The organism is Roseateles flavus, from assembly GCF_039872765.1.
GTDB lineage: Bacteria > Pseudomonadota > Gammaproteobacteria > Burkholderiales > Burkholderiaceae_C > Roseateles_B > Roseateles_B flavus.
Genome location: NZ_JBDPZC010000011.1, coordinates 115028 through 142023, shown reverse-complemented (window position 1 = coordinate 142023; position 26996 = coordinate 115028). Strand labels below are relative to the sequence as shown.

The following is a 26996-nucleotide window of genomic DNA, read 5'->3' as shown; positions in this document are numbered from 1 at the left end:
GGACGCTCCCATGCCACGACGCACCGCCCTGCTCCCCCTCCTGACGCTCACGTTCTGGAGCGCTCTGGCCCTGGCCCAGCCGCCCGGGGCCGGGCCTCAGGGCGTCCCCGTGGACCGAGCCATCGCCGCCTACGCGCAAGGCCGCCTGCCCGAGGCCGCGAAAGCCTTCCAGCAGCTCGCGGCACAAGGCAATGCCCTCGCCCGCTACAACCTGGCGATGATGCATCTGCGCGATGAGCTGCCCCGCAGCAGCGCGCGATCGGCAAGGCAGCTGCTGGAACAGGCGGCTGGCCAGGGCTTTGTGCGCGCCGAGCTGGCGCTGGGCGAGCTGCACGAGCAGGGCCGGCTGGGGCGCGTGGACCTGGTCCAGGCCCAGCGCTGGTTTCTGCGAGCGGCCGAGCATGGCAGCGTGGACGGGCAGGTCGCCGTGGGCACCGCCTTCTTCCTGGGCCGGGGCGCGCCCAAGGACATGGCCCAGGCCGCCCGCTGGTTCCGCGAGGCGGCCACCGGCGGCGACGTGGGCGCCCAGTACCTGCTGGCCTCGCTCTACGAACAGGGGGACGGCGTGCCGCGCGACCTGCGCCTGGCGCGCTACTGGTACGACATCGCGGCCCGCAACGGCGACGAGGCCGCGCCCTTCAAGCGGGAGGAGATCGATGCGCGCATCGAGTCCGAGCGGCAGCGGCAGGACGAGGTCTGAGCCTCAGAGCACCACCTTCACCATCGGATGCGTGCTGAGCGTCCGGTAGAGCTCGTCCAGCTGCTCGCGGCTGGTGGCGGTGATGGTGATGGTCAGGCCCAGGTAGTTGCCGCTGCTGCTGGGGCGGCGCTCCACGGTGCCGGCGTCGAACTCCGGATCGAACTGCTGGGCCACCATCACGATGGCCTCGAAGAAGCCCTCGACATGCGCGCCCATCACCTTGATGGGGAACTTGGACGGGTATTCGATCAGGGACTGCTCGGGGGGAATCGTCGGCGCCATGCGCCCTCCTTCAAAAACTCGATCACAGGTGAGGCCTGTCAGACGGACTGCAAGGCCTTGGCCCGCTGGTAGGCCTCGTGCAGCCTGGCATAGACGGGCCCGGGCTTGCCGTGCAGCGCGCCATGGCCGACGGGCTCGTGGTCCAGACGCGTCACCGGCAGCACCTCCTTGGTGGCCGAGCTCAGCAGGACCTCGTCCGCCGCGAAGACCTCGGCCTCCGCGATGGGCCGCAGGTTATAGCCGATGCCCAGCTCCTCGCACAACTCGTGCAGCAGGCCCATGCGCACGCCTTCCAGCAGCAGCTCGGAGCGCGGCGGCCCCAGCAGGGCGCCTTCCTTGACGATCCAGACATTGGACGCCGAGGCCTCGGTCAGGAAGCCATCCCGGAAGAGGATGGTCTCCTGCGCGCCCTGGTCCGCGCTGATCTGGCGCGCCAGCACATTGCCCAGCAGGGAGATGCTCTTGATGTCCCCGCGCTGCCAGCGGAAGTCGCGCGCGGTGATGCAGGCCACGCCCTGGTGCCGCTGCTCGGCGGTGGGCCAGGCAGGCGGCATGCAGTAGCTGAAGACGGTGGGGGTGATGTCCGGCGGCATCACGTGGTCTCGCGGGGCCTCGCCCCGGGTGACCTGCAGATACCACCACTGGTCCCCGCCACCGGCCCGCTCCACGAGACTGCGCCCCAGTTGCAGCCATTCCTGGCGGCTCAAGGGGTTGGCGATGCGCAGGCGGGCCAGGCTGCGGTCCAGCCGTTCGAGGTGGTCCTCGACGCGGAACATGCGCCCGCCATAGACCGGCACGAGCTCGTAGACCCCGTCCCCGAACAGGAACCCTCGGTCCAGGGGCGAGATGCGGGCCTCTGCCAGAGGCAGCATCGCGCCGTTCAGATAGCAGCTTGCGGGCGGCATCGGCTTCATCGCGGACTCCTTGCAGACGGGTCTGCATCCGCGCAGCTTACGCCACCGCGCCCGGGCTGGGCAGCCCAGGCCTGCGCGAAGTCCGGCTTATTTGATCCAGAGGCGGATGGAGTCCCAGGCGCGCCCCAGGATGCCGGCCTGCTCCACGCCCTCCTGCACGACCAGCGGCACCTCGGCCACGGCCACGCCGCCGGTGGTCGTCACCTTGATGGTGCCCACGCGCTGGCCCTTGTTGAGCGGTGCCACGAGCGGGTCGGTGCGCTCGACCTGGGTCTGCAGCTTGCCGCCCTCGCCGCGCGGCACCGCCACGAAGACGGGGCCCTCGGCGCCCAGTTTGACCTCGGGCACGGCGCCCTTCCAGACCTTGACCGTGCTGGCCGCCTGGCCGGCGTCGAAGAGCTTGACGGCGTCGTAGGCCGAGTAGCCCCAGTTCAGCAGCTTCTGGCTCTCGTTGGCCCGCGCTTCCTTGGAGGCGGTGCCCATCACCACGCTCAGCAGGCGGCGCTTGCCGTTGGGGAAGTCGCGCTGGGCGCTGGCCACCAGGCAGTAGCCGGCGGCGTCGGTGAAGCCGGTCTTCATGCCGTCGACGCTGGGGTCGCGGGTCAGCAGCAGGTTGCGGTTGTGCTGGCGGATCTTGTTGAAGGTGTACTCGCGCTGCGAGTAGTAGGGGTAGTACTCCGGGAAGTCACGGATGATGTGCGAGGCGATCACCGCGATGTCGCGCGCGCTGCTCTTGTGGCCGGCCTCGCTGAGGCCGGTGACGTTGCTGAAGCGCGTGTTCTTGAGGCCCCAGGCCTGGGCCTGGCGGTTCATCATCGCGACGAACTGGTCCAGCGTGCCGCCCACGCCCTCGGCCAGAGCCACCGAGGCGTCATTGCCCGACTGGATGATCAGGCCGCGCAGCAGCTCGTCCACCTTGGGGCGCATGGTGGTGTCGATGAACATCAGCGAGGGGTCGCCCTTGCGCTCGTCCCAGGCTCGCTTGGAGACGCTCAGTTCCTGCTCCAGCGTCAGGCGCTTCTCCTTCAGCGCCTGGAAGGTCAGGTAGGCCGTCATCAGCTTGGTCAGCGAGGCCGGGTCATTGGGGACGTCGGCCTCGCGCTCGGCCAGGATGCGGTTGGTGGTCATGTCCAGCAGCACATAGCTGCGGGCGGCGATCTCGGGGGCTTGCGGCGCCTGGGCCTGCGCGGACACGCAGGCCACGCCGGCCAGGGCCAGGGCAATCAGTCGTTTCATGGGGATGGGCAAGAGGAGGAAAACGTGCGGCGCAACTCGAGGGCTCAATGCCAGCTGCGCAGCACCAGGTTCTTGAGCAGCGTGAGCTGCCCGTGGAAGAAATGGCCCACGCCGGGCACGACGATGACGGGCAGGTGCTGCGGGCGGGCCCAGTCCAGCACGGAGCTCAGCGGCACGACGTCATCGATCTCGCCATGGATCACGAGGGCGTCGGCCGGCACGGTGGCCATGTCGAAGCGCGAGGTCGCGGGGCCGACCAGCACCAGGCGTTCCGGCGCCGCCTCGCCCTCCAGGCGCTGCGCGGCACGCGAGGCCACATAGCCACCGAAGGAGAAGCCTCCCAGCACCAGGGGCAGGCCCGGCTGGCGGAAGTGCGCGACCACGGCCAGCGCATCGTCCACCTCGCCGCGCCCCTCGTCCCAGCCGCCGCCGGACTGGCCGATGCCGCGGAAGTTGAAGCGCACCACCTGGTAGCCCAGCTGCACAAAAGCGCGAGCCAGGGTCTGGACCACCTTGTTGTCCATGGTCCCGCCCTGTGTGGGATTGGGATGGCAGATCACCGCCGTGCCGCGCGGCGCCTGCAGGTCCAGCAGCTGGTCGACGGCGCATTCGAGGGGGCCGGCCGGGCCGTCGATCAGCACTTTGCGGGTCTGGGAATTCATTGTGCTCAAGCGCCTCAGCGACCCACGGACTCGGGCAGGACCAGGCGCTCGACGACCTGGCCCTTCTTCAGGTGGGACTCGACGATCTCGTCGATGTCCGTGCTGTCCACGAAGCTGTACCAGACGGCTTCCGGATAGACCACCGCCACCGGCCCGCCTGCACAGCGGTCCAGGCAGCCGGCCTTGTTGACGCGCACGCCGCCCTTGCCGGCCAGGCCCTCGGCCTTGACGCGGCTCTTGCAGTGGTCGAAGGCCGCCTGCGCGCCGTGCTGGGCGCAGGCGTTCTCGCCGTTGTCCCGCTGGTTGAGGCAGAAGAAGATGTGGCGCTCGTAATAGCTCATGGCGCGGGATTGTAGGCCGCGCGGGTTTGCCCCGATGGCGCCTGGCCTTTCAGCGTTCGCGCTGCGTCACACCCCACAGCAGCCAGGCGATGGCCGCGAAGGGCCAGACCCAGCCCACCCACTGGGCCAGGCCGTAGAGATTGATGAAACGCCCCTGCTCCCAGGTCTGCAGGGTCTGAGCCAGGTAGGGGTCCGTGGGCGCCTCGGTGATGAGCGCGATCAGCACGGTCAGCGCCACCAGGCCCCAGGCCGCATTGGCCCGGCGCGACATCAGGCAGGCCAGCAGGCTCAGCACCAGGCCGGCGCCCAGGCCCGGCCAGGCGGTGGGACCGATCCAGGCCCAGGCATGCTGAGGGCCGAAGTTCAGCGCGGTGGACAGCGCGGTGACCAGCACCCCCGTCAGCGCGGCGCCCAGCACCAGGGGCAGGCGCCGCCAGCCCGGCCGCGCCACCGACAGCGCCAGCAGCACCGGCCCCAGCAGCCCGAGGGCGATCGCGATCGCTTCCTGCCCTGGCGGCAGGGGCAGCTCGACCAGGTTGGCGAAATCGGTGTCCTGCAGCGCCCACGGCGTGCCATCCAGGGCCTGGGCGCTGAGCTCACGCAGGCGCGGCAGCCACTGGCCCAGCCCCAGGGGCAGGGGCGCAGGAAAGAGCAGGCCCACGGGCCACAGAGCCAGCAAGGCCAGGGCCCCGGCACTCTGCGGCACGAACCAGCGCTCGCGCCAGCCATGCCAGCGGGCCAGCCCACCGAAGCGGTGCAGCAGCCAGCCCAGCACGCCGCCGGCCACCGCCCCGACGCTGTTGAGGCACCAGTCCGCCAGCGATGGCACACGCCCTGGCAGGAAGTACTGCAGGGTCTCCATCAGGTAGGAGGTGGCCGACAGGCCCAGCAGCACGGCCAGCCAGGCGGCGCGCTCCGAGCCGCCGCTGCGCACCACGGCCGCGAACAGCAGCAGGCCGAAGGGCGCATAGCCCAGGGCGTTGGCCCAGATGTCGAAGCTCAGCCAGTAGCGTGGCCAGTGCAGCAGGAGCACGCCCGGGCCCTGCACGCCGGTCGGCCAGCGCCAGGGCCAGAAGGGGTACAGGCTCGCGTAGACCACCAGCAGCGCATAGATCAGGGCCAGCCAGCTGGCCGAACTGCGCCGCCCCATGGGTCAGAAGGGCTTGACCACGACCAGGATCACGATGGCCATGAACAGCAGCACCGAGACCTCGTTGAACACGCGGTACCAGCGGTGGCTGCGGCGATTGGCCAGGGCCTCGAACTGGCGCAGGTGGCTGCGGCAGACGTGGTGGTAGCCCACGGCGCCGATGACCACGGCCAGCTTGGCATGCATCCAGTACTGGCCCGGCCCGCGGCCGATGCCGTAGTACAGCCACAGCACCAGGCCCAGGGCCAGCGCCGGGATCATCAGCAGGCTCATGAAGCGGTAGAGCTTGCGCCCCATCACCAGCAGGCGCTCGCGCTCGGCATGGCTGTCCGCCGGCACCATGGCCAGGTTGACGAAGATGCGCGGCATGTAGAACAGGCCGGCGAACCAGGACGCCACGAAGACGATGTGGAAGGCTTTGATCCAGAGCATGCGGGGATTATGGACCGGTGAGGTTCAGCCCTGCACGCAGGGGTCAGGTCTTGCCCTTGCCCCGGCTCAAGCGCGCAGCGACGCCAGCCAGGCCGCGAAGTCGGCGTCCATGTCCTGCCCCCAGCTGCGCACCAGGGCCTGGTAGCGGGGGAAGTCACCGGCGCGGGTCAGGGCCAGCATCTGGTCGATGCGGGCGCGCTGCTTCTCCATCATGAAGCGCACGGCCAGGTAGCCGCCGCCGTAGATGCGCTCCGTGCCGCCCTGGGTCTCGTAGCCCGTGTTGAAGAGCTCGCTGAGCGGCAGCTGCTGGGCCTGGGCGATCTGCTTCAGGCGCGGATGGGCCTGGCCATGGGCCACGTACTCGGCCACGCCCTCGGTCCACCAGACCAGGAAGGGACGCAGCGGTGTGGGCTGGGCGCAGTTCTCGGGCGGCGAGTGCGAGTCGTGCAGGTTGGCGCAGAAGTCGCCCTGCAGGTTGAAGCGGCCGTCCAGGTAGTGGCTGAACTCATGCGCCAGGTTGTGGACGGCGCCGCTGGCCTGCTGGTAGGCCACGAACTCGGCCTGGTTGCCGGGCTTGTCCGGCAGGCCCTCAAGGTACATGCCGCCGTTGTCCACCGGCATGTCGAAGTGCTTGCCGGCCCAGCGCTTGAACTCCTGCACATTGCGGTAGATGTTGGCCCGCAGCGCCTCGTTGCCGTCGTGCGGCACGGGTCGGCCGGCGGTGCCGAACAGGGCATGGAAACGCTGCTCGACGGCGCCCAGGTCCTGGCAGATGCGCACCTCCTGCTCGCCGGTGAGCGCCTGCGAGCGCAGCACCAGGCTGGGGCCGCAGCGGTGCTCGTGGCTGAGCACGCGCTGGACGGCGTCCTCGCTCAGGGCGGGCCGCCCCGTGCAGGCCACCAGGCCCAGCGCCAGCGGCAGGCCCAGGCCCAGCAGGCCCAGGCGTCTCCTCGTCTTCATCCCCATGTTCAGCGACTCCTCTGTTAATATATTTTCAGAATCTCTATGATATTTCTGAAATGACGCCTCACGCAAGCCATGCATTCCCGGAGCGCTCCCTGGGGGCCTGGGCGCCCGACGCGCCCTGCCTCCGCCTGCGCAGCATCGACTGCCATACGGGCGGCGAGCCCCTTCGCGTAATCGTTGAGGGCTTTCCAGAACTGAAGGGGCAGACCATGCTGGAGCGCCGGCGCGACTGCCAGCAGCGCCTGGACCACCTCCGCCAGGCCCTCATGTGGGAACCACGCGGCCATGCGGACATGTACGGCGCGGTCATCACCCCGCCCGAACGCAGCGACAGTGCGTTCGGCGTGCTCTTCCTGCACAACGAAGGCTACAGCACCATGTGCGGCCATGCGATGCCGGCCCTGGCCAAGCTGGCCATCGAGAGCGGCCGGGTGGCGGCCACCGGCCCGCGGACCCGCCTCAACATTGACGCCCCCTGCGGCCAGATCCGGCTCGAGGCCGACTGCATGCAGCGCCAGGACGGGGCCTGGCGCGTGGGCCGGGTGCGGTTCCTGAACGTGCCCTCCTTCGTGCTGGCCGATCGTCAGTCCCTGCCCGTGGAGGGCCTGGGCCTGGTGCACTATGCCCTGGCCTATGGCGGCGCCTTCTATGCCTACGTGGAGGCGGCCTCCCTCGGGCTGTCCCTGGCCACGACCAACCATGCGCGCCTGATCGAGGCGGGCCGGGCCATCAAGAACGCCATCGTGCGCGCCGGGGTCGACATCACCCACCCGGACAGCGCGGACCTCGGCTTTCTCTACGGCACCATCTTCACCGGCACGGCTCTGGAGCCCGGGGCGGACTACCGCAACGTCTGCATCTTCGCCGAAGGGGAGCTGGACCGCAGTCCCACCGGCAGCGGCGTCTCCGGCTTTGCGGCCCTGCTGCTGGCGCGCGGCCAACTGGCCCTCGGGCGACGGCTGACGATCGAGAGCGTGCTGGGCTCCCGCTTCGAGGTCTGGGCCGATCAGGAGACCCGCTGCGGCCCCCATCCCGCCATCGTGCCGGGCGTGGAGGGCGAAGCCCATGTCACCGGCCGACACGAGTTCCTCCTCCACCCCGACGATCCCCTGGTCAAAGGATTCCTGCTGCGATGAACGCCCTGCCCCAAGCCCTGCAACCTCTTTTCGCCCAGCGCCTCGCCCGCCTGCGCACCCACATGGCCGAGACCGGCCTGGATGCCTGCCTGGTCTTTGCGCCCGAGCACTTGCGCTACCTCTTCAACTACAGCGGCGAGGCCGCCTGCGGCCTGCTCAGCGCGCGCGGCAGCTGGCTGATCACCGACTACCGCTTCATCGAACAGGCCGAAGAGGAATGCATGCACCACGAGTGGCGCCGCGGCGTGGCCACCGAACTGCTGTGCCGAGACCGGCAGCGCGAGCGCCTGGGCCAGGTGCTGGGCCGCCTGCTGGCGGACATCGGCGCCAGTCGCCTGGCTTACGAGGCCGGGCACGTCAGCGTGTCGCAGTGGGCGGAGATCAGTGCGGACCTCCCCGGCCTGGCCCTCGTTCCGCTGTCAGACTTCCTGGTGCAGGCCCGACGCGTCAAGGATGCCTGGGAGCAGCAGCAGATGCGCCAGGCCGCCGCCCTGGCCGACGCCGCGCTGGAGGCCCTGCGCCCCGAGATCCGCCTGGGCCAGAGCGAGCGGCAGCTGGCCACGCGCCTGGAGCAGCTGCTGCAGGACCTGGGTTCGGAAGGCCTGTCCTTCCCCACCATCCTGGGCTTCGGGCCGCGCTCGGCCCTGCCGCACAGCGCGCCCTCGGACCGCCCGCTGCAGAAGGGCGACCTCATCGTGCTGGACTTCGGCGCCGTGGTGAACGGCTACCGCTCGGACATGACGCGCAGCCACGTGGCGGGTACCGCCCTACCCTGGCAGCAGCGCATGTACGACACGGTCAGCACCGCGCAGCAGGCCGCACTGGCGCTACTGAAACCCGGCGTCAACGGACGGACGCTCAACGAGGCGGCCAGCACCGTGCTGGCCGCCAGCGAGTTCGCCGAGCATGCCGGCCCCGGCCTGGGCCATGGCGTGGGCCTGATCCTGCACGAGCAGCCCTTCATGAACACAGTGTGCGAGGCCCGCCTGCGAGCGGGCGAGGTGGTCACCATCGAGCCGGGCATCTACATCCGCGGCCAGGGCGGCCTGCGCATCGAGGACGATGCCTTGCTGCTGGAGGGCGGCCATGAGATCCTGAGCCGCGCCCATCGCGACTTCGAGCTCGCGCTCTGAACCCGTTCCACGAGGCCCCGCCCCATGCAAGTGATCAGCGCCGAACAGGTCGACGCCGCCCTGAACTTTCCCGATCTCATCGACGCCCTGTCCGTGGGCTTCGCCGCCCCCTTCCAGATGCCGGCGCGGCAGCTGCTGGAGCTGGCCCCCGACCAGGGCCATGACCGCCTGGGCCTGCTCCCGGCCTGGACGGATCGCCTGATCGCCTTGAAGGCCTTCACCTACCTGCCTGGCAACGCGGCCCGCGGGGAATCCGTGCTGCATGCCCAGGTGCTGGTCTTCGATCGCCGCAATGGCCAGCCCCTGGCCCAGCTGGAGGGGCGCAGCCTCACGCGCTGGCGCACGGCGGCGGTCTCGGCCCTGGCCTCGCGCCTGCTGTCGCGCCCCGGCGCCCGACGCCTGCTCCTGCTGGGCACGGGCGAGCTGGCCTGCCCCCTGGTCCAGGCCCACCTGAGCGTGCGCCCGCTGGACGAGGTGCTCGTCTGGGGCCGTCGTCCGGCACAGGCGCAGGCACGCATCGCGGCACTGCGGGCGCTGGGCTGCACGGCCCGCCTGGCGATCGCCGAGGACCTCGAGGCCGCGCAGCAGACGGCAGACATCATCGTGGCGGCCACGGGCTCGGGAGAGCCCCTGGTCTTCGGTGATCTCGTGCCGCCGGGCTGCCACGTCGACCTGCTGGGCAACCACCGCCCGGACCAGCGCGAATGCGATACGGCCCTCGTCCAGCGGGCCCATGTCTACGTGGACAGCCGGGCCAATGCCCTGCGCGAGGCCGGCGAGCTGATCATTCCCATGCAGCGGGGCCAACTTGATGCACATCAAGTCCGCGGCGAGCTGGCGGACCTGTGCCGCATGGCCCTGCCGCCGGAGCGCGCCCCGGGGTCCGTCACCCTGTTCAAGTCCGTGGGCACCGCACTGGCCGACCTGCTATGCGCCCAGCTGGTGCTGCAGCGGCTCGGCCTGGCCCAGGCCTGATACGCAGCGCCCTGCGGCCAGGCCCATGGCATCGGGCCTGCCGGCCAGCCTTGCCCGTGCGGCGGGCTCTGAAAGACGCGACAAAAGCGGCGCGACAAAAAAAAGCCCCAGCCAATGGGCTGGGGCGGGAAAGCCTTATCGCTGTCATCACGTTAAGGCTCCTGCTCAGGGAGGAAAAGCAGGGAATGACCACCTTGCGGCTATCATTCGGGGACCAGTTTAACAGAGCCGCCATCGGGCCGTCTCTACGGGTCACTGCGTAGAACTGCACGTTTTTGACGGCCCCACAACCAAACCCCTAGATTGAGGGGGTTTGCCCGGAGAGTCCGCCTTGTCCCGCACCTTCAGCGCCCCCTTCCCAGCGGCTCGCCCGCGCCGCCTGCGCCGCGATCCCTTCAGCCGAGTCCTGGTCCGCGAGTCCCGCCTCGACGCCTCCGACCTCATCTTGCCGGTCTTCGTGCACGAGGGCAGCCAGCCCCATGCCATCGACTCCATGCCGGGCGTGTCTCGCCTGCCCATCGAGCAGCTGCTGCGCACGGCGGAGGAGGCGGTGTCCCTGGGCATCCCGGTGATCGCCCTCTTCCCCGCCATCGACCCCAGCCTGAAGGCCATCGACGGAGCCGAGGCCTTCAACCCGCAGGGCCTGATCCCGAGAGCCGTGCGCGCGCTGAAGTCCCGCTTCCCGGAGCTGGGCGTGCTGACCGACGTGGCCCTGGACCCCTACACCAGTCACGGCCAGGACGGCCTGCCCGACGAGACCGGCTACCTGATCAATGACGCGACCGTGGAGCTGCTGGTCCGCCAGGCTCTCACGCAGGCCGAGGCCGGCGCCGACATGGTCGGCCCCAGCGACATGATGGACGGACGCATCGGCGCCATCCGCGACGCGCTGGAAGCGTCAGGCCACATCCACACGCGGATCATGGCCTACAGCGTCAAGTACGCCAGCGGCTTCTACGGTCCCTTCCGCGATGCCGTGGGCTCCAAGAGCGCCCTGGGCAAGGCCGACAAGAACACCTACTACGTCGACCCCGGCAACAGCGACGAGGCCCTGCGCGAAGTCGCCATGGACCTGGCCGAGGGCGCGGACATGGTCATGGTCAAGCCCGGCATGCCCTACCTGGACGTGGTGCGCCGCGTGAAGGACGAGTTCCGCGTCCCCACCTTCGCCTACCAGGTCAGCGGCGAGTACGCCATGCTCAAGGCCGCAGCCGCCAATGGCTGGCTGGCCCATGACGTGGTGATGATGGAGTCGCTGCTGGCCTTCAAGCGCGCAGGCGCAGACGGTGTCCTGAGCTACTTCGCCCTCGAAGCCGCACGGCTGCTGAAGAAGTAATTCCGGCGCTCGCGCACAGGCCCGCAATTGCGTCTCTTCCTCCTCAACGGCGAACAGCTCAGCGAGCTCGCCCAGCTCCCCCAGGACCTGCCCGCCACCGGCTATCTGTGGGTGGGGCTGAGCCGCGAGGAGTTCAGCCTGCGCAGCCTGGAGCTGCAGCTGGCCCTGCAGCGCTGGTGCGGCGCGCCGCTGGTGGACCTGCACATCTCGGACCTGCTCAACGCGCAGCTGCCCTCGCACTTCGATTACACCTCCTGGTACGACCTGATGGTCTTCCGCCGCCTGGCCACCACGCCTGGCACGGAGACGCCTGACGAGGAGTCGCCGGTCTCGGCCGCGGCCATCGAGCGCTCGCTGCAGGCCATCGACACCAGCCCGGTGGGTTTCGCCGTCTTCGACCGCGTGCTGCTGAGCGTGCATCCCGGCGACTGCCAGGTGCGCGACTTCTTCGCCGCCCGCCTGGGCCAGATGCACGAAGGCCGCGACCTGCGCGGCAGCAACCGCCTGCCGACCAGCCCCGCCGAGCTGATGCTGCGCATGCTCAACCACATGGTCGACAGCTACCTGGACCTGCGCCGCCTGCTGACGCGCCAGCTGACCGGCCTGCAGCGCCAGCTCTTCGACCCGCACAGCAACTTCCGCGAATGGCCGGCCCTGCTGACCGCCCGGGACACCCTGCACCGGCTGGAGGACATCTGCGAGGACCAGCGCAGCGCCGTGCAGGAATGGCTGGATGCCCTGGCCGAATGGCCGCCCGAGAACGACGCCCGCGCCGATCGCGAGCGCGAGCTGCTGCGCGTGCGCTCGCGTGACGTGCTCGAGCATGTGGAGCGGGTGCTGAGCCATGTGCGCCGGCTGGAGAGCTCGGCGGAGTCCGCCGTGCAGATGCACTTCTCGGCCCTGGGGCACCGCACCAACAACATCATGCGGACGCTGACGGTGCTCACCGCCATCTTCCTGCCGCTGAACCTGATCACCGGCATCTTCGGCATGAACTTCGACACCCTGCCCCTGATCCACAAGGCCACCGGCTTCTGGATCGCGGTGGGTGTGATGTGCGGCGTGGGCCTGGGGCTGGGCCTCTTCTTCTGGCGCAAGCGCTACCTCAGCAGCCAGAGCTGAGGTCCGCCGAGGCCTCGGGCGTCACCTCGAGCTTCAGCGCGCCTGGTACGGGTCGGCGAAGCCCAGGGCGAGCATGATCTCGGTCTCACGCGCTTCCATGCACTCGGCCTCGTCGTCGTCCTCGTGGTCGTAGCCCTGGGCATGCAGGGTGCCGTGCACCAGCATGTGCGCATAGTGCGCGACCAGGTCCAGGCCCATCTCGCGGGCCTCGCGCTCGACCACCTCGGCACAGATGACCAGATCTGCACCCACCACGGGCTCATGGCTGTAGTCGAAGGTCAGCACATTGGTGGCGTAGTCCTTGCCGCGGAACTCCCTGTTGAGCTGGCGGCCCTCCTCGGCGTCGACGATGCGCACGGCGATCTCGCCTGGCAACTCCAGCGCCGCGCGGATCCAGCGCTGCACCTTGTGGCGCGGCAGCTCGGCACGGTGGCGGGCATCGGCAAACTGCAGGGACAGGCTGAGGTCAGGACGGCTCATGCGCGGGCTCCATGGCTGCCGGCAGCGGCCTGCTTCCTGTTCTCAGCCTTGGTGCGGGCCTCGTAGGCCTCGACGATGCGGGCCACCAACGGGTGGCGCACCACGTCGGCCGAGGTGAAGTGCGTCATGGCAATGCCGCGTACCTTCTTCAGCACGCGCTCGGCATCGACCAGACCGCTGAGCGTGCCCTTGGGCAGGTCGATCTGGCTGGTGTCGCCGGTCACCACGCACTTGCTGCCAAAGCCGATGCGGGTGAGGAACATCTTCATCTGCTCGGGCGTGGTGTTCTGGGCTTCGTCCAGGATCACGAAGGCGTGGTTGAGCGTGCGGCCGCGCATGAAGGCCAGGGGCGCGATCTCCAGCTGGCCCTTCTCGAAGGCCTTGCTGACGCGGTCGAAGCCCATGAGGTCGTAGAGCGCGTCATAGAGCGGGCGCAGGTAGGGGTCCACCTTCTGCGTCAGATCGCCGGGCAGGAAGCCCAGGCGCTCGCCGGCCTCGACGGCCGGGCGGGTCAGGATGATGCGCTGCACCTGCGAACGCTCCAGCGCGTCCACGGCGCAGGCCACGGCCAGGAAGGTCTTGCCGGTGCCGGCCGGGCCCAGGCCGAAGGTGATGTCGTGGTTCAGGATATTGCGCAGGTAGCCGTGCTGGTTGGGCGTGCGGCCGGCGAGGTCGGCGCGGCGTGTGCGCAGCACCACGCCTTGCGCATCCGGCAGAGGCTCGGCGACCTCGGCACGGCGTGGCTTGCGGGCGCCCAGGGCCTCGGCCAGCTGCTGGGTGGCCTCCAGGATGGCCAGCTGCAGGCTTTCCGGGGCAATGGGTTTGCGGGCGGCGTCGTAGAGGCTCTGCAGCAGCTGCAGGCTGTGCTCGGCGGCGGCCTTGTGCCCCTCGATGCGGAAGGCCTCGCCACGGCGCGTGATGCGCACGTCCATGGCGGCCTCGATCTGGCGCAGATGGTCGTCCAGCCCCCCGCACAGATGGGAGAGACGTTTGTTGTCGGCGGGGGTAAAAACGTGGCGCAGTATCAAGGCGGACCCTTCGTCGCGGTCGGAATCAGGCGGCTATTGTCGCCGGGCTCCTGCCCGCCTTGCGTCCCGCCTTGCCCCCATGTCGGAGGACGGCCCGGCCGCTGTCACCAGAGCTTCGGCACAATCGGTCCCGGCCCAGCCCTGGCACGCCTCCAACCACCCATGAGCATCCACTCCTTTCTGCTGCGACTTCCTCTCCTGCTGGGCGTGGCCCTGCTGAGCCTGGTGCCTGGGCTGCTGCCGGGCCAGGCCCAGGCCCAGAACCTGCTCCTTCAGCAGGCCCTGGTGGCCGAGGGCAGCGAGACCCAGTTTCCCGAGCAGGCCGCGCTGTCCCTCCAGGCTCTGCCGCATGACTGGCACCAGAGCCGCCAGGAAGCGCCGTCGCAGTACGCGCAGCATCCGCTGTGGTACCGCCTCGCCTTCGACCTGCCCACCGCGCAGGCTCCGGGCGCCATGGCCGCCTACATCGCCCAGGCCTGCAGCAATGTGCGGGTGCGCTTCAACGGCATCAGCCTGCTGGCCCAGGGCCGCATGGTGGACCCCATCACGGACCACTGCTACGAGCCCTTGCTGGTGCCCCTGCCCACCGAGCTCCTGCGGACCCAGGGCAATCTGCTGGACGTCCAGCTGGCCGGCTATGCCCGCCAGCAGCTCAATTCCAGCCAGCGCAGTGCCCGGCTGAGCGTGGTGGAGATCGGCCCGCTGGAGCAGCTGTCGCAGCGTCATGCGCGGGCCAGCTTCTGGCGGCAGGGCCTGCCCAAGGCACTCAATGCCATGCTGGTCATGATGGCCGTCACCACCGGCGTGCTGGCCATCCTGTATCGCCGCGAGCGGCACCTGCTCTTCCTTTCCGGGCTGATGCTGGCCTGGGTGCTGCTGTCCACCCGCTTCTGGATCGGCTCGCTGCCGCTGCCGCGGCACTGGCTGGAGATCGGTCTGTCCACCTGCCTGCCCCTGATCACCCTGTTCGCGCTGCAGTTCCTGCTGCTGGAGATGGGTTGGCGCAATGGCCGGCTCAACGCCCTGCTGCTGGCTCAGTGCGCCCTGGTCCCCCTGAGCCTGATGGCCGTGGGGCCGGCGCTTCACTTCATCGTGGCCAGCATGTGGACCACCCTGCTGGCCGCCGAGCTGATGGCCGGCATGGGCTTCCATCTGTGGCTGCGCTGGCAGGCCGTCCTGGCCCGCCCCCTGGACGCGAGCGTGCAGCGCCGGGACTTCGCCGTGGTCTGCACCCTGCTGGCCCTGGCCATCGCGGCGGTGCTGCTGGAGCTGCTGCTCTCGCAGCTGCAGGCGCCGCTGATCGTGCCGATGACGCCCCTGGCCGTGCCCCTGCTGATGATGGGCCTGGGCCTGCATGCCACGGTCTGCGTGGCCCGCGCCCGCAAGGTCGCCGAGCACAAGCATGTGCAGCTGGAGCAGCGCATGGCGGAGAAGCTTGCCGAGATCGAGCGCAGCTATGCGCAGATGGCTGAGCAGAAGCTGGAGCAGGTCACCGAGCGGGAGCGCAAGCGCATTGCCGCCGACCTGCACGACGACCTGGGCGCCAAGCTGCTGACCATCGTCCACACCAGCGAATCAGACCGCATTTCCACGCTGGCCCGCGAGGCGCTGGAGGAGATGCGGCTCTCGGTGCGCGGCCTCACCGGCAAGCCGGTGCACCTGCTGGACGCCCTGGGCGACTGGCGGGCCGAGCTGGTCTCGCGCCTGGGTCAGGCCAATATCAATGCCGAGTGGAAGTCCCCCGCCGAGGACGTGGAGCACACCCTGCCCGCCCGCGCCTATGTGCAGACGACCCGCATCCTGCGCGAATCCGTCAGCAACATCATCAAGCACAGCGGTGCCACCCACTGCACGGTCAGCTGCAATGTGCAGGGCGGCGACTTCCAGGTGATCATCCAGGACAACGGCCAGGGCATTCCCATGGAGCTGGACGGCCGCCTGGACAAGGGCCACGGCATGGCCAGCATGAAGGCCCGGGCCAAGCAGATGCAGGGGCAGTGCCTGGTGGAGTCCGGCGCCGGCATGGGCACCATCATCCGCCTCACGATTCCGCTCTGATCCACCCATCGGGATCTGCCCGGGACTGGCGCGCGACCGCCAAAAGGCATACTGTTGCCTGATCGTCAGGCCCGGGGCCCGCACAGAGCCCGCCAACACCCAGAAAACATCATGAACAACATCCTGCTGCTCGAAGACATTCCGGAAATCCGCGCCTGGCTCAAGACCCTGGTGAGCCAGGTCTTCACCAATGCCGTGATCACCGAATGCTCTCGGGTGCAGGACGCCCTGCAGCACATCAACAGCCAGCGCTTCACCCTGGCCCTGCTGGACCTGGGCCTGCCTGACGGCTCGGGGGTGGACGTGGTCGCCGCCCTGCGCGAGAAGCAGCCCGAGGTGCAGTCGGTGATCGTCACCATCCACGACGACGATGAGCACATCTTCCCGGCCCTGCAGGCCGGCGCCTTCGGCTACTTGCTGAAGGAGCAGGCCCGGGAGCTGCTGGTGGAGCAGCTGCAGCGAATCAGCCAGGGCGAGCCGCCGCTGTCGCCCTCCATCGCCCGCAAGGTGATCGCGCATTTCAACTCGCAGCGTCGCCCGCAGGCTTCACCGCAGTTGATCGAGGTCTCCCTCACCGAGCGCGAGACCGAGGTGCTGCTGCGCGTGGCCAAGGGCTTCACCCTGCCCGAGATCGGCGTGCAGCTGGGCCTGTCCCGCCACACCATCGCCGACTACGTGAAGCAGATCTATCGCAAGCTCAACGTGTCCTCGCGGGCCGAGGCGGCGCTGGAAGCCCAGCGCCTGGGCCTCTTCGGCCGCAACTGAGCGTCCACGGCGAGCGGGCACCGCCCTGCGCAGCGAAGCCCCCGATAATCGCCCGATGATTGGAAGGCTCACGGGCGTCATCGCGGAAAAATCGCCCCCGCTCGTGCTCATCGACGTGCAGGGCGTCGGCTATGAAGTCGACGTGCCCATGAGCACCTTCTTCAACCTGCCGAACCTGGGCGAACGGGTGAGTCTGCTGACGCACTTCGTGGTGCGCGAGGACGCCCAGATCCTCTTCGGCTTCCTCAGCGCCGAAGAGCGCGCCACCTTCCGCCTGCTGATCAAGATCAGCGGCGTGGGCCCGCGCACCGCGCTGTCCATCCTGTCCGGCCTCAGCGTGGCCGACCTGGCTCAGGCGGTGAGCCTGCAGGAAGCCGGCCGCCTGGTGAAGGTGCCGGGCATTGGCAAGAAGACAGCGGAACGCCTGCTGCTGGAGCTCAAGGGCAAGCTGGGGCCCGACCTCGCCCTGCCTGCCAGCGAGGCCAGCGACAGCCAGGCCGACATCCTCCAGGCCCTGCAGGCCCTGGGCTACAGCGACAAGGAAGCCGCCGCCGCGCTCAAGCAGCTGCCCGCCGACGTGGGCGTCAGCGAGGGCATCAAGCTGGCGCTGAAGTCCCTGAACCGCTGAGAACCCGCCCCCTGCCGCCCCACGTCCACGCCCCCTGAGCCGCCATGCCCATCCAGACCGACGATTTCGCCCCTCAGCCGCCTCGCGTGGTCAGCGCCTCCCCGGGCAATCCCAATGAAGAGGCCCTGGAGCGCGCCCTGCGGCCCAAGCTGCTGGACGAATACGTGGGCCAGGCCAAGGCGCGCGAGCAGCTGGAGATCTTCATTGGCGCCGCCCGCAAGCGCGAGGAGGCCCTGGACCACGTGCTGCTCTTCGGCCCGCCGGGTCTGGGCAAGACCACGCTCTCTCACATCATCGCGGCCGAGCTGGGCGTGAACCTGCGCCAGACCTCGGGCCCGGTGCTGGAGAAGCCCAAGGACTTAGCGGCCATCCTGACCAATCTCGAGAAGAACGACGTACTCTTCATCGACGAGATTCACCGCCTCTCGCCCGTGGTCGAGGAAATCCTGTACCCCGCGCTGGAGGACTACCAGATCGACATCATGATCGGCGAAGGCCCGGCGGCCCGCTCGATCAAGCTGGACCTGCAGCCCTTCACCCTGGTCGGCGCCACCACCCGCGCCGGCATGCTGACCAACCCGCTGCGCGACCGCTTTGGCATCGTGGCCCGGCTGGAGTTCTACACGCCGGACGAGCTGCAGCGCATCGTGACCCGCTCCGCCGGGCTCATGAACGCGCCCATCGCGCCGGAAGGCGCCCTGGAGATCGCGCGGCGTTCGCGCGGCACGCCGCGCATCGCCAACCGCCTGCTGCGCCGCGTGCGCGACTATGCCGAGGTCAAGGGGGACGGCCGCATCACCAAGCTCATGGCCGACAAGGCCCTGGCCATGCTGGACGTGGACCCGCAGGGCTTCGACCTCATGGACCGCAAGCTGCTGGAAGCCGTGGTGCACCGCTTCGACGGCGGCCCGGTCGGGCTGGACAACGTCGCCGCCGCCATCGGCGAGGAACGCGACACCATCGAGGACGTCATCGAGCCCTACCTGATCCAGCAGGGCTTCTTGCAGCGCACACCTCGGGGACGCATCGCGACGCTGGCCGCGTTCCGGCACCTGGGGGTGACGCCGCCCAAGAACACCACGAGCCTGTTCGACGAGTAGCGAATGGCGGCGCGCTCAGGGATCGCAAGAGGCGCAACAGAATGAAAAAAGGCGACCCGAAGGTCGCCTTTTGCACTTTCTGATCCCGAGGGATTAGAAGTTGTGGCGGATGCCGGCAGCCAGGCTGTTGAAATCGTCGCCGTTGGTCTTGCTGTCGACCTTGGTGAAGAAACCGTAGACCTTGGTGCGCTTGCTCAGGTTGTAGTTGTAACCCAGGGTCAGCTGCGTAGCCTTGTTGGTGCCCTTGTGCAGGGTGTCGAAGTCGCTGCTCTTGCTGGTGCTGCCCAGGTTCACGTGGAACTCGGAAGCGCCCATGGTGTACATGCCGGCCAGACGCCAGATGTTGCGGGTGTTGCCGTCCATGTCTTCACGCTGCAGGTAAGCACCCACAGTGAACTCACCCAGTTCATACAGGGCACGGCCAGCGTATTGCTTGTTGGAACCTTGCTTGGTGAAGCCGGCACCCAGGTGCAGAGGGCCCTGGTCGTAGTTACCGGACAGATCCAGCACGCGGGGAGCAGCGCCTTCGCCAGCGCCCATGGTGATTTCGCCCACGAAGCCGTCGATGTTCGGGGTGAAGTAGCCCACCTTGTTGGCATTGCCGCCGATGTAGCTCAGCAGAGCATCGGAAGAAGTGCCGGTGTCGTGGTTGTGCATGCTGATGTAGTCAGCAACGGCAAAGTAGGAGCCATGGGTCCACTGGCCCAGACGCACAGCACCGAAGGAGCCCGACAGTTGCACTTGGGCTTCACGGTTCCAGAAAGCGCCAGGGCTGGTTTGAGCACCGGTGTCAGAGTTCAGACCGTGTTCCAGTGCGAAGCTGGCCTTCAGGCCGCCGCCCAGGTCTTCGGCACCCTTCAGGCCGATACGCGACGAGTTGTTCTGCACAACCACCTTGCGGTCACCGGTGCCAAACTTCTGGCTTTCGACGGTGGTATTCATGCGGCCCCACAGGGTCACGGAGCTTTGAGCGAAAGCCGAAGCCGAAACAGCGGCCAGAGCGGCGACGAGAGCGATCTTCTTCATCATTTGCCTTTGTAGGTTGAGGTTGTGCCGGGTTGAATCACCCGGTCTTGTCACGCGGAATGTGGCGGCAGTATAGGAGCCCTAGGGTTTGACCGAAGCCCCCGCGACGCGAATTTGCAACAGTCACTTCTGGCAGGTCTGGTGCAAGGATTTGTCGCCGGGGGCCGGCAAAAGCGTCAGGCCGATGCCGGGAGCGCCGGGAGATGCGTTTCGTCGGCCCAGCCCACCAGGTGCAGCCGGCCGCCGGAAACCATCAGGCGGTTGATGGCGGCATTGCCCAGGCGCCAGCTGCGGGCGGCCTGGAGGTCCAGTCCCAGGGCCGCCCGGTACAGGCAGTCCAGGACCCCACCGTGTGTCACCAGCAGCAGGGTCTGGCCCGCATGGGCCGCCGCCAGTTCGCGCACCACCGCCAGCACGCGCTCGCTGAACGCCCGCAGCGACTCGCCGCCGGGCGCCGAGAAGTCGGGGTCCCGGGACTTCCAGCGCTGCAGCGCCTCCGGCTCGCGCGCGGCAAGCTCGACCCAGGTCTGCCCCTGGAAGTCGCCGAAGGAGCGCTCGCGCAGCCCGGCATGCCAGCGGACGGGCAGGGTGCGCTGCAAGAGCAGGGGAGCCAGGGTCTGGCGGCAACGCCGCAGATCGCTGCAGACCACCTGGTCCAGGCCCTCGTCCTGCAGGGCCGCGGCCAGGGCCTGGGCCTGGGCCTGGCCCAGCGGGTTCAGGTCGATGTCCAACTGGCCCTGGATGCGCCCCTGCGCATTCCAGTCGGTCTGCCCGTGGCGAACGCAGACCAGCCGGGTGACCTCATCCAGTCCGTCCATGGGCCTTCAGCCTTGCCAGATGACATCGGCCCGCTCGGCCTCGCTCAGGCGCAGCATGTCCAGCAGGGGCCAGACCCGCTGCCTCAGGGTGATGCCCTGGCGCCGGGGCGGCGGCTCGCCCTGGGCCTCGGCCTCGGCCACCAGGGCGGCGAATGCGGCCTCGTCGACCTCCACGGCGGCCAGCAGGGCCTGCTGCGCCGCGGGGAGGTCAGCCACCTCGATGATGCCCTGCTGCGCCGGCTCGCGGCGCAGGGCTTCGAGGACCTGGCGGGCGGCCTCAGGCAGGTAGATCACATCGGCCGCAGCCTTGGACTTGAATCGATACATGGGGACCCCGGCGCGGCGCTGGCGCAATCAAGAGAGGAAAGCAGTGGGCCTATTGTGGACCTCGCGCACGCGGGATCAGCCAACCCCACCCTGAACGAGGCGAATGGCCGGGCGCTCGGCCCCCCAGACCCGGGTCTCGAAGGCGGCCAGATCCAGGGCCGGCGAGAAGAGATAGCCCTGGTATTCATGGCAGCCGGCCTCGCGAAGGAAGTCGCGCTGGGCCTCGTTTTCCACCCCTTCGGCGATGACCTGCAGGCCCAGCGCCCGCCCCATCTGGGCCACGGCGCGGACGATGCCCGCATCGCTGGCGTCCGCCGGCAGCCCCTGGACGAAGCTGCGGTCGATCTTGAGCCGCTGGATGGGGAAGCGCTTGAGGTAGGCCAGACTGGAATAGCCGGTGCCGAAATCGTCGATGGACAGGCAGACGCCCAGCTCGGCCAGGGCCTGCAGCCGGCGCAGGGCCTCGTCGGCATCCCGCAGCAGGATGGACTCGGTGAGCTCCAGCTCCAGCAGATCCGGCGGCAGACCGGCCGACTTCAGCACCTGGCGAACGGTGTCCACGAACTGCCCCTGCTGGAACTGCAGGGCCGACACATTCACCGCGACCGGCATGCGGCGCCCTTGCTGCCACCAGCGCTGCGCCTGCGCCACCGCCTCATGCAGCACCCAGTCGCCGATGGCCACGATGAAACCGCTCTCCTCGGCCACCGGGATGAACTCGCCCGGCAACACCTCGCCGCGCAGCGGATCCCGCCAGCGGATCAGGGCCTCGGCACCGATCACCTGGCCGCTGGCCAGGTCCAGCTGGGGCTGGTAGTGCAGGCGGAAGCGCCTGTCCAGCAGGGCCTGGCGCATGGCGTGATCCAGGCGCATGCGGGCCAGGAGGTCCACATCCTTGCGCGGCTGGTGGAAGCGGAAGCCCGCCCGCCCGCTGTCCTTGACGCCCTGCATGGCGCGCTCGGCGCTGGACGTCAGCTCGTCCAGCGATTCGCCGTCGCCCGGAAACAGGGCGATGCCGATGCTGGCGGTCACGGTGAAGCTGAGGGCATCGAAGCCGAAGGGCCGGCCCATGGCCTCCAGCACGCGCCGCGCCGTGTGCTCGGCGCCGCGGGCGTCGGCCTCATGGATCAGGAGCGCGAATTCGTCGCCCGAGAGCTTGGCCACGGTGTCCACCTCGCGCAGGCTGTCGCGCAGGCGCTGCGCCACTTCGCGCAGCACGCGGTCGCCAAAGGCATGGCCGAGCGTGTCATTGATCTGCTTGAAGCGGTCGAGGTCGACGAAGAGCATCGCGAAGCCCGAGTGCTCGCGCTTGGCGATCGCGCGGGCGTACTCCACCCGCTGCGATAGGGCGCGCCGGTTGGGCAGCCCGGTGAGCATGTCGGTGTGTGAAAGCTCCTCGATGCGCTGGCTGGCCGCCAGCTGGTCGCTGAGGTCGCGGAAGGAGAACACCCGGCCAACGGGCCGCTGCCGGCTCCACTGCGGCAACGAGACGCGCTCCAGCACGCGACCGTCCAGCAGCTGGATCACATCGCTGCTCTGCAGCAGGGGGGCGTCCAGCAAGGCCGCCAGGCGCGCGGCATAGGCAGCGCCATCCGTCACGCTGCGCCGCATCCAGGCCTGCACGGCCGCATCGTCGCGCTGCTGCAGCAGGTCCTCGGGAATGCCCCAGAGCGTGGCGAAGCGCTGGTTGAAGTTGCGCAGGCGCCCGGCCAGGTCGGTCACCAGGATTCCATCGGCCGTGGACTCCAGCGTGCTGCGCAGGTCCACCAGCAGGGCCTCGCGCTCTTCCTCGCCGCGGCGCTGGGCGCTGAGGTCCCGCATGCTGACCACCCACAGGGCACGCCCGTGCGGATGGGCGCCGTCCGCCTGCACGAGGCAGGCCCTGCGGTCCACCCAGAGCGTGTGGCCGTCGGCATGGCGCATGAGCGTCTCGGTGTGGAGCTCCTCGCAGGCACCGCCCGCGACCTCGCTCCAGAACAGCAGGTCCTCCGGGGTGACGCACAGGGACTCGATGCGCCGCCCGACCAGCTGCGCCGATGACAGCCCCAGCAGTTGCCGGGCCGCCTCGTTGGCTTGCAGCACCGTCAGGCCATGGGCATCCACCAGCCAGACAGCCTCCTGCAACGCGTCCAGCAGGCCGCGATGGTGCGAGGCATCCAATGCACTGGGAATCGACTCATCCGCCTGGCCCGCCTGCGTCTCCCGCCGGGGCGGTCTCACACCGACACCTCTCCCGACGGCATGGCGGCGGAGGACTCGAAGAAATACGCCACGCGCGCACGCGGGCTGAGGTAGTCCAGCGAGGCGCGAGGCAGCGCACCGGGCTTGAGGCTGCGGCGGATGCCCAGGTCGGGATGGTCTTCCAGGTTGACGATCAGGGCCTCTTCGCGCGCGACCTTGGCGTCATGCACCATGACACGCGGCTTCAGCGGGCGCGAGGAGTTGACGGCCACGACCAGCGCATAGCGGTCGTCGGTCAGCTGTACGGTCGACCCCGGCGGATAGACGCCCATCATGCGGATGAAGGCGTTGAGCATGGTGGCGTCGAAGCGGTTGCGCCCTTGCGCGAACATCAGGGACAGGGCCTCATGCGGCGTCATGGCCTTGGAAACCAGCAGCGGGTTGCACAGCCCATCGAAGCGGTTGACCAGGGCCACGATGCGCGAGGCCGCGCTCATGCGATCCACGTTGATGCGCTGCGGGAAGCCCGAGCCATCCGCGTTCTCATGATGCTGGGCGATCACCAGCAGCGGCCCGGCAGCGAGGTCCATCTGCTTGGCCAGGGCCACGCCCTTGACCACATGGGTCTGGTAGACCTGGCTCTCGGCGGAGGTGAAGCTCTCGTCCCGATGGCGCAGCCGCGGCGGCAGCTCGAGCTTGCCGATGTCGTGCAACAGGGCTCCCACGCCCAGGTCCATCATCTCTTCGCGCCCCAGGCCGAAGGCACGGCCCAGCAGCAGGGAAATGATGGACACGTTCAAGGCGTGCGCCGTGCCACGGTCGCCGGCGCCTTCGTTGAGCAGGCGGATGTTGAGGTCACCCTCGACCAGCATCTTGTCCAGCAAGGCGCTGACCAGCGCGGTGGACTGGTCCCGCGAATTGACAGGCTCGCGGGGGACGAGGTCGACGATGTTCTTGAAGGCCGCGGCGGCCTCGGCGTACTGTTTTTCGCACAGCGACAGCGCCTCGCGCTGGGCGGCCAGCGCCTGGCGATGGGCGTCCTTGAGCTGTTGCTCGGGACTGAGGGCCGGATTGCTCGGCTCCGCCACGACGGCGGCCGGTGGCGCATCGTCGGGCAGTTCGCTCTTGCCAGGACTCCAGCGCACCTGCTTGAGACCCAGGCGGCGCAGCACCAGCAGCTGGTCTTCCGAGCTCAGCTTGAAGCTGCTCAGCGGGAAGGGGTGCGACATCCAGCCCAGGTCCAGATGGATGAACATCCCGACCTTCAGCTGGGCCACGTCAATCAGCGGATCTGTTGCGTTGTCCTTCATGCGTGTCCTACGCCCTTTTCCTCCGGGGGCGCCCTCTTGCGATGCATCGGCCGCGGGTCCGGAGAACTTGAGCGACGCACTGGGGAACTTTACACGGACGGATACACCTCGCTGACGTATGTGCGCCAACAGGCCTGCGCTTGACTGGAAAGATCGCACAGGCCTAGCATGTTCATTTGATGAACGAAAGTTCTATTAAAGAACTTTTCGAATCAAGCTATCGTCAAGATCACCCATCATCCCGGCGGCCGGCGAGGCAAGCCCCGCCCACGACCCAGCACACTTGAGGACCCCATGAAGACTGCCTATCTCTGCGACGGCCAACGCACGCCCTTCGGCCGCTACGGCGGCGCGCTCGCCAGCGTGCGCGCCGATGACCTGGGCGCCCTGCCCATCAGGGCCCTCATGGCCCGCCACCCCCAGCTGGACTGGCAGGCGCTGGAAGATGTCTTCTACGGCTGCGCCAACCAGGCCGGGGAGGACAACCGCAACGTCGCCCGCATGGCCGCCCTGCTGGCCGGCCTGCCGATCAGCGTACCGGGCGTCACGCTCAACCGGCTGTGCGGCTCGGGCCTGGACGCCGTGGGCAGCGCCGCGCGCGCCATCAAGGCCGGGGAGGCGGACCTGCTGATCGCCGGCGGCGTGGAGAGCATGAGCCGCGCCCCCTTCGTGATGCCCAAGGCCGACGCCGCCTTCTCGCGCCAGAACGCGGTCTATGACACCACCATCGGCTGGCGTTTCATCAACAAGCTGATGAAGAGCCAGTACGGCGTCGACTCCATGCCAGAGACCGCCGAGAACGTGGCGCGCGAGTTCGGCATCGAGCGCGAAGCCCAGGACCGCATGGCCCTGGCCAGCCAGAAGAAGACGCTGGCCGCCCAGCAGGCCGGCTTCTTCGACGCCGAGATCTGCCCGGTCGAGATTCCCCAGAAGAAGGGCGAATCCCTGTGGGTGCGCCAGGACGAGCATCCCCGCGACACCAGCCTGGAGGCGCTCGCACGGCTCAAGGGCGTGGTGAGCCCCGAGGGCTCGGTGACGGCCGGCAACGCCTCCGGCGTCAACGACGGCGCCGTGGCACTGCTGATGGCCAGCGAGACCGCCGTCCAGCGCCATGGCCTGACGCCCCGCGCCCGGGTCGTGGCCATGGCCACGGCGGGCGTCGCGCCGCGCATCATGGGCATCGGCCCGGCTCCGGCCACGCAGGCGGTGCTCGCCCGTGCCGGGCTCAGCCTGGACCAGATGGACGTGATCGAGCTGAACGAGGCCTTTGCGGCCCAGGGGCTGGCCGTGCTGCGCCAGTTGGGCCTTCAGGATGACGATCCCCGCGTCAACCCCAACGGCGGCGCCATCGCCCTGGGCCATCCGCTGGGTGCCAGCGGTGCCCGCCTGGCGCTCACCGCCGCCAACCAGCTCCAGCGCACGGGCGGCCGCTACGCCCTGTGCACCATGTGCATCGGCGTCGGCCAGGGCATCGCGCTCGTGCTCGAGCGGGTCTGAGCGCACCCCGGGGGGCCCCGGCGCCCACCAGGCGTTCTCCAGACGGACGCCATACGGACGCTCCGCGAACGCTCCGCGAACGCTCTGCGAACGCTTTCGCCCAGCCCTCCCCCATTGGGCTGGTCGCCCGGACAGCTGCGCGGCCCGGGATCGTGTGATACTGGCTCCGCTGGGGCCATATATCACACATATGTCGAAAGTCATATGCGTACGTTCAAGGCCCCTCCCGAGACTTGCCGGCAAACAAGAAGCAAGACAGGGGGATGATCCGCAACCCGGTGCCGTGAGGTGTCTGGGGCCCGCTCGAAGCGACCTGCACCAGGCCGTCAGATGCGTGCGCCTTAAAATCACCAAATTGGTGCATAGATGTGCGTTCGTCGCCCAGTTCTTGCGAAGTCGTCACACGTTGTAGTGACAGACTTCTATAGTCGGCGCTTGAATTGATCGCGCTCAGACCACTTTGGGCGCCCATCGGACCCTGGAACGCCATGTCTGCTGCTCGCGCCCTTGATGATCTCGCCTCTGTCGCAGTGCCGCCCAGTTCGGCCGCCACTGTCTCTCTGGAACCACAGACGCCGCTGAAACGCGACCTCGTGGCCGGCCTGGAGAAGGGACTGGCCGTGATCGAAGCTTTCGATCAGGAACGTCCCCGCCTCACCATCAGCGAGGTGGCCGCCCGCACCGGCCTGACCCGTGCGGCCGCCCGCCGCTATCTGCTGACCCTCAGCTACCTGGGCTTCGTGTCCCAGGACCGCAAGATGTTCGCGCTCACGCCCAAGGTGCTGCGCCTGGGCCAGAGCTATATGCACTCGGCACGCCTGCCCCGCATCGTGGAGCCCGAACTGCACAAGCTGGCCTTTGCGCTCAAGGAAGCCAGCGCTGCCGGTGTGCTGGATGGCAATGACGTGATCTGCATTGCCGCCACCAGCGCCGGCCGTGTGCTGTCCCAGCACCTGCAGTCCGGCGGCCGCGTCCCGGCCTACTGCTCCGCCAACGGCCGCGCCCTGCTGGCTGCGCTGGCGCCCGAAGACGCCGACGCCTGGATCGCCCGCCAGACGCTGGAACCGGTCACTCCCCACACCATCACCAACCCGGACCGGCTGCGCACCGAGGTTGCCCGCGCCCGGACCCTGGGCTACGCCAGCGTGGACCAGGAGCTCGAGCTCGGCCTGCGCACCCTGGCGGTGCCGCTGAAGAACTACCGTGGCGATGTGGTCGCCGCCCTCAACATTTCCATCCACGCCTCGCGCATGAGCATGGAGCAGCTGGTCGAGCATGCCCTGCCGCCCCTGCTGCAGGCGCAGCAGCACCTGCGCATGCTGCTCTGAACGGGCGGCTCCGCGCCACGCCGTGAAAAAGCCGCCTCGAAGGCGGCTTTTCGTTTGCGGCGGCT

General features: G+C 68.9%; 27 protein-coding genes. 12 read left to right on the top strand and 15 right to left on the bottom strand.

The genetic code is table 11. From position 1 onward, the window contains the following. The first annotated feature begins 10 nt into the window (after positions 1–10). Positions 11–700 carry a tetratricopeptide repeat protein gene (locus tag ABDJ40_RS20415; RefSeq protein ID WP_347612413.1) on the top strand — a complete coding sequence of 230 codons (690 nt, stop codon included), beginning with the start codon at positions 11–13 and terminating at the stop codon, positions 698–700. A 3-nt stretch (positions 701–703) separates the two neighbouring features. Here the strand turns inward: ABDJ40_RS20415 and ABDJ40_RS20410 are convergent, their stop codons facing one another. The 8 genes from ABDJ40_RS20410 to ABDJ40_RS20375 form a co-directional block, all read right to left on the bottom strand. Further along, positions 704–982, bottom strand: coding sequence for a DUF493 family protein (locus tag ABDJ40_RS20410; protein ID WP_269631348.1), 279 nt, complete (start codon positions 980–982; stop codon positions 704–706). A gap of 38 nt (positions 983–1020) precedes the next feature. Further along, on the bottom strand, positions 1021–1896 hold the full coding sequence (locus ABDJ40_RS20405; protein ID WP_347612410.1) for a D-amino acid aminotransferase: 876 nt from the start codon (positions 1894–1896) through the stop codon (positions 1021–1023). Positions 1897–1983: 87 nt separating this feature from the next. After that, complete coding sequence (locus tag ABDJ40_RS20400) at positions 1984–3132, bottom strand: D-alanyl-D-alanine carboxypeptidase family protein (RefSeq protein ID WP_347612408.1); 1149 nt, start codon at positions 3130–3132, stop codon at positions 1984–1986. A 44-nt stretch (positions 3133–3176) separates the two neighbouring features. After that, positions 3177–3794 (bottom strand): alpha/beta hydrolase, encoded by a 618-nt coding sequence (locus tag ABDJ40_RS20395; protein ID WP_347612406.1) that lies wholly within the window; start codon positions 3792–3794, stop codon positions 3177–3179. Positions 3795–3808: 14 nt separating this feature from the next. Further along, complete coding sequence (locus tag ABDJ40_RS20390; RefSeq protein WP_269631344.1) at positions 3809–4135, bottom strand: (2Fe-2S) ferredoxin domain-containing protein; 327 nt, start codon at positions 4133–4135, stop codon at positions 3809–3811. 49 nt (positions 4136–4184) lie between these two features. Then, positions 4185–5285 carry a VanZ family protein gene (locus ABDJ40_RS20385; RefSeq protein WP_347612402.1) on the bottom strand — a complete coding sequence of 367 codons (1101 nt, stop codon included), beginning with the start codon at positions 5283–5285 and terminating at the stop codon, positions 4185–4187. A 3-nt stretch (positions 5286–5288) separates the two neighbouring features. Continuing rightward, complete coding sequence (locus tag ABDJ40_RS20380) at positions 5289–5717, bottom strand: CopD family protein (protein WP_269631342.1); 429 nt, start codon at positions 5715–5717, stop codon at positions 5289–5291. 66 nt (positions 5718–5783) lie between these two features. Beyond that, positions 5784–6677: a collagenase gene (locus ABDJ40_RS20375; RefSeq protein WP_269631341.1), complete on the bottom strand. Its 894-nt coding sequence runs from the start codon at positions 6675–6677 to the stop codon at positions 5784–5786. Between the two features lie 59 nt (positions 6678–6736). On the opposite strand from ABDJ40_RS20375, the gene ABDJ40_RS20370 reads away from it, so the two are divergent. From ABDJ40_RS20370 to ABDJ40_RS20350, 5 genes are all read left to right on the top strand, one after another. Then, positions 6737–7819: a proline racemase family protein gene (locus ABDJ40_RS20370; RefSeq protein ID WP_347612400.1), complete on the top strand. Its 1083-nt coding sequence runs from the start codon at positions 6737–6739 to the stop codon at positions 7817–7819. After that, positions 7816–8952, top strand: a complete 1137-nt coding sequence (locus ABDJ40_RS20365) for a M24 family metallopeptidase (protein ID WP_347612399.1) — start codon at positions 7816–7818, stop codon at positions 8950–8952. Before ABDJ40_RS20370 ends, ABDJ40_RS20365 begins: the two co-directional genes overlap by 4 nt. A gap of 24 nt (positions 8953–8976) precedes the next feature. Further along, complete coding sequence (gene lhpI, locus ABDJ40_RS20360) at positions 8977–9927, top strand: bifunctional Delta(1)-pyrroline-2-carboxylate/Delta(1)-piperideine-2-carboxylate reductase (RefSeq protein WP_347612396.1); 951 nt, start codon at positions 8977–8979, stop codon at positions 9925–9927. A 331-nt stretch (positions 9928–10258) separates the two neighbouring features. Next, a complete protein-coding gene (hemB, locus tag ABDJ40_RS20355) occupies positions 10259–11263 on the top strand; it encodes a porphobilinogen synthase (protein WP_347612394.1) in 1005 nt (334 codons plus the stop codon). 27 nt (positions 11264–11290) lie between these two features. Further along, positions 11291–12385 (top strand): magnesium transporter CorA family protein, encoded by a 1095-nt coding sequence (locus tag ABDJ40_RS20350; protein WP_347612393.1) that lies wholly within the window; start codon positions 11291–11293, stop codon positions 12383–12385. Positions 12386–12418: 33 nt separating this feature from the next. Here the strand turns inward: ABDJ40_RS20350 and ybeY are convergent, their stop codons facing one another. Both ybeY and ABDJ40_RS20340 read right to left on the bottom strand, forming a co-directional pair. Further along, positions 12419–12865 (bottom strand): rRNA maturation RNase YbeY, encoded by a 447-nt coding sequence (gene ybeY, locus ABDJ40_RS20345; protein WP_347612391.1) that lies wholly within the window; start codon positions 12863–12865, stop codon positions 12419–12421. Next, entirely contained in the window at positions 12862–13893 is a 1032-nt protein-coding gene (locus ABDJ40_RS20340; RefSeq protein ID WP_269631334.1) for a PhoH family protein, read from the bottom strand. The genes ybeY and ABDJ40_RS20340 overlap by 4 nt, the downstream gene beginning before the upstream one ends. 162 nt (positions 13894–14055) lie before the next feature. Between ABDJ40_RS20340 and ABDJ40_RS20335 the strand changes: the two genes are divergently transcribed. The 4 genes from ABDJ40_RS20335 to ruvB all read left to right on the top strand — a co-directional run bounded on the left by ABDJ40_RS20335 (position 14056) and on the right by ruvB (position 18444). Beyond that, positions 14056–15951: a sensor histidine kinase gene (locus tag ABDJ40_RS20335; protein WP_347612390.1), complete on the top strand. Its 1896-nt coding sequence runs from the start codon at positions 14056–14058 to the stop codon at positions 15949–15951. Between the two features lie 111 nt (positions 15952–16062). Further along, the gene (locus tag ABDJ40_RS20330; RefSeq protein ID WP_183105436.1) at positions 16063–16716 is read left to right on the top strand and encodes a response regulator; all 654 of its coding nucleotides are present in this window, start codon (positions 16063–16065) and stop codon (positions 16714–16716) included. A gap of 55 nt (positions 16717–16771) precedes the next feature. Next, positions 16772–17344, top strand: a complete 573-nt coding sequence (gene ruvA / locus ABDJ40_RS20325; protein ID WP_347612387.1) for a Holliday junction branch migration protein RuvA — start codon at positions 16772–16774, stop codon at positions 17342–17344. Between the two features lie 44 nt (positions 17345–17388). Next, positions 17389–18444, top strand: coding sequence for a Holliday junction branch migration DNA helicase RuvB (ruvB, locus tag ABDJ40_RS20320; protein WP_347612386.1), 1056 nt, complete (start codon positions 17389–17391; stop codon positions 18442–18444). Between the two features lie 93 nt (positions 18445–18537). Here the strand turns inward: ruvB and ABDJ40_RS20315 are convergent, their stop codons facing one another. The 5 genes from ABDJ40_RS20315 to ABDJ40_RS20295 form a co-directional block, all read right to left on the bottom strand. Continuing rightward, positions 18538–19470 (bottom strand): porin, encoded by a 933-nt coding sequence (locus ABDJ40_RS20315; protein ID WP_347612384.1) that lies wholly within the window; start codon positions 19468–19470, stop codon positions 18538–18540. A gap of 176 nt (positions 19471–19646) precedes the next feature. Beyond that, complete coding sequence (locus ABDJ40_RS20310; RefSeq protein ID WP_347612383.1) at positions 19647–20288, bottom strand: histidine phosphatase family protein; 642 nt, start codon at positions 20286–20288, stop codon at positions 19647–19649. Between the two features lie 6 nt (positions 20289–20294). Further along, positions 20295–20615, bottom strand: coding sequence for a DUF1840 domain-containing protein (locus ABDJ40_RS20305; protein ID WP_347612381.1), 321 nt, complete (start codon positions 20613–20615; stop codon positions 20295–20297). Between the two features lie 75 nt (positions 20616–20690). Continuing rightward, the gene (locus ABDJ40_RS20300) at positions 20691–22775 is read right to left on the bottom strand and encodes a putative bifunctional diguanylate cyclase/phosphodiesterase (RefSeq protein ID WP_347612379.1); all 2085 of its coding nucleotides are present in this window, start codon (positions 22773–22775) and stop codon (positions 20691–20693) included. A gap of 56 nt (positions 22776–22831) precedes the next feature. Next, positions 22832–24106, bottom strand: coding sequence for a cyclic di-GMP phosphodiesterase (locus ABDJ40_RS20295; RefSeq protein WP_347612376.1), 1275 nt, complete (start codon positions 24104–24106; stop codon positions 22832–22834). Positions 24107–24400: 294 nt separating this feature from the next. Between ABDJ40_RS20295 and pcaF the strand changes: the two genes are divergently transcribed. Both pcaF and ABDJ40_RS20285 read left to right on the top strand, forming a co-directional pair. Then, a complete protein-coding gene (gene pcaF, locus ABDJ40_RS20290; protein ID WP_347612374.1) occupies positions 24401–25603 on the top strand; it encodes a 3-oxoadipyl-CoA thiolase in 1203 nt (400 codons plus the stop codon). A gap of 488 nt (positions 25604–26091) precedes the next feature. Beyond that, complete coding sequence (locus ABDJ40_RS20285; RefSeq protein ID WP_347612372.1) at positions 26092–26931, top strand: IclR family transcriptional regulator domain-containing protein; 840 nt, start codon at positions 26092–26094, stop codon at positions 26929–26931. The last annotated feature ends 65 nt before the right edge of the window (positions 26932–26996 follow it).

Excerpts from the sequence above, each read along its gene's own strand:
- ABDJ40_RS20415 (WP_347612413.1), top strand. The coding sequence starts at position 11 with ATGCCACGACGCACCGCCCTGCTCCCCCTCCTGACGCTCACGTTCTGG.
- ABDJ40_RS20410 (WP_269631348.1), bottom strand. The coding sequence starts at position 982 with ATGGCGCCGACGATTCCCCCCGAGCAGTCCCTGATCGAATACCCGTCC.
- ABDJ40_RS20405 (WP_347612410.1), bottom strand. The coding sequence starts at position 1,896 with ATGAAGCCGATGCCGCCCGCAAGCTGCTATCTGAACGGCGCGATGCTG.
- ABDJ40_RS20400 (WP_347612408.1), bottom strand. The coding sequence starts at position 3,132 with ATGAAACGACTGATTGCCCTGGCCCTGGCCGGCGTGGCCTGCGTGTCC.
- ABDJ40_RS20395 (WP_347612406.1), bottom strand. The coding sequence starts at position 3,794 with ATGAATTCCCAGACCCGCAAAGTGCTGATCGACGGCCCGGCCGGCCCC.
- ABDJ40_RS20390 (WP_269631344.1), bottom strand. The coding sequence starts at position 4,135 with ATGAGCTATTACGAGCGCCACATCTTCTTCTGCCTCAACCAGCGGGAC.
- ABDJ40_RS20385 (WP_347612402.1), bottom strand. The coding sequence starts at position 5,285 with ATGGGGCGGCGCAGTTCGGCCAGCTGGCTGGCCCTGATCTATGCGCTG.
- ABDJ40_RS20380 (WP_269631342.1), bottom strand. The coding sequence starts at position 5,717 with ATGCTCTGGATCAAAGCCTTCCACATCGTCTTCGTGGCGTCCTGGTTC.
- ABDJ40_RS20375 (WP_269631341.1), bottom strand. The coding sequence starts at position 6,677 with ATGAAGACGAGGAGACGCCTGGGCCTGCTGGGCCTGGGCCTGCCGCTG.
- ABDJ40_RS20370 (WP_347612400.1), top strand. The coding sequence starts at position 6,737 with ATGACGCCTCACGCAAGCCATGCATTCCCGGAGCGCTCCCTGGGGGCC.
- ABDJ40_RS20365 (WP_347612399.1), top strand. The coding sequence starts at position 7,816 with ATGAACGCCCTGCCCCAAGCCCTGCAACCTCTTTTCGCCCAGCGCCTC.
- lhpI (WP_347612396.1), top strand. The coding sequence starts at position 8,977 with ATGCAAGTGATCAGCGCCGAACAGGTCGACGCCGCCCTGAACTTTCCC.
- ybeY (WP_347612391.1), bottom strand. The coding sequence starts at position 12,865 with ATGAGCCGTCCTGACCTCAGCCTGTCCCTGCAGTTTGCCGATGCCCGC.
- ABDJ40_RS20335 (WP_347612390.1), top strand. The coding sequence starts at position 14,056 with ATGAGCATCCACTCCTTTCTGCTGCGACTTCCTCTCCTGCTGGGCGTG.
- ABDJ40_RS20330 (WP_183105436.1), top strand. The coding sequence starts at position 16,063 with ATGAACAACATCCTGCTGCTCGAAGACATTCCGGAAATCCGCGCCTGG.
- ruvA (WP_347612387.1), top strand. The coding sequence starts at position 16,772 with ATGATTGGAAGGCTCACGGGCGTCATCGCGGAAAAATCGCCCCCGCTC.
- ruvB (WP_347612386.1), top strand. The coding sequence starts at position 17,389 with ATGCCCATCCAGACCGACGATTTCGCCCCTCAGCCGCCTCGCGTGGTC.
- ABDJ40_RS20315 (WP_347612384.1), bottom strand. The coding sequence starts at position 19,470 with ATGAAGAAGATCGCTCTCGTCGCCGCTCTGGCCGCTGTTTCGGCTTCG.
- ABDJ40_RS20310 (WP_347612383.1), bottom strand. The coding sequence starts at position 20,288 with ATGGACGGACTGGATGAGGTCACCCGGCTGGTCTGCGTTCGCCACGGG.
- ABDJ40_RS20305 (WP_347612381.1), bottom strand. The coding sequence starts at position 20,615 with ATGTATCGATTCAAGTCCAAGGCTGCGGCCGATGTGATCTACCTGCCT.
- ABDJ40_RS20295 (WP_347612376.1), bottom strand. The coding sequence starts at position 24,106 with ATGAAGGACAACGCAACAGATCCGCTGATTGACGTGGCCCAGCTGAAG.
- pcaF (WP_347612374.1), top strand. The coding sequence starts at position 24,401 with ATGAAGACTGCCTATCTCTGCGACGGCCAACGCACGCCCTTCGGCCGC.
- ABDJ40_RS20285 (WP_347612372.1), top strand. The coding sequence starts at position 26,092 with ATGTCTGCTGCTCGCGCCCTTGATGATCTCGCCTCTGTCGCAGTGCCG.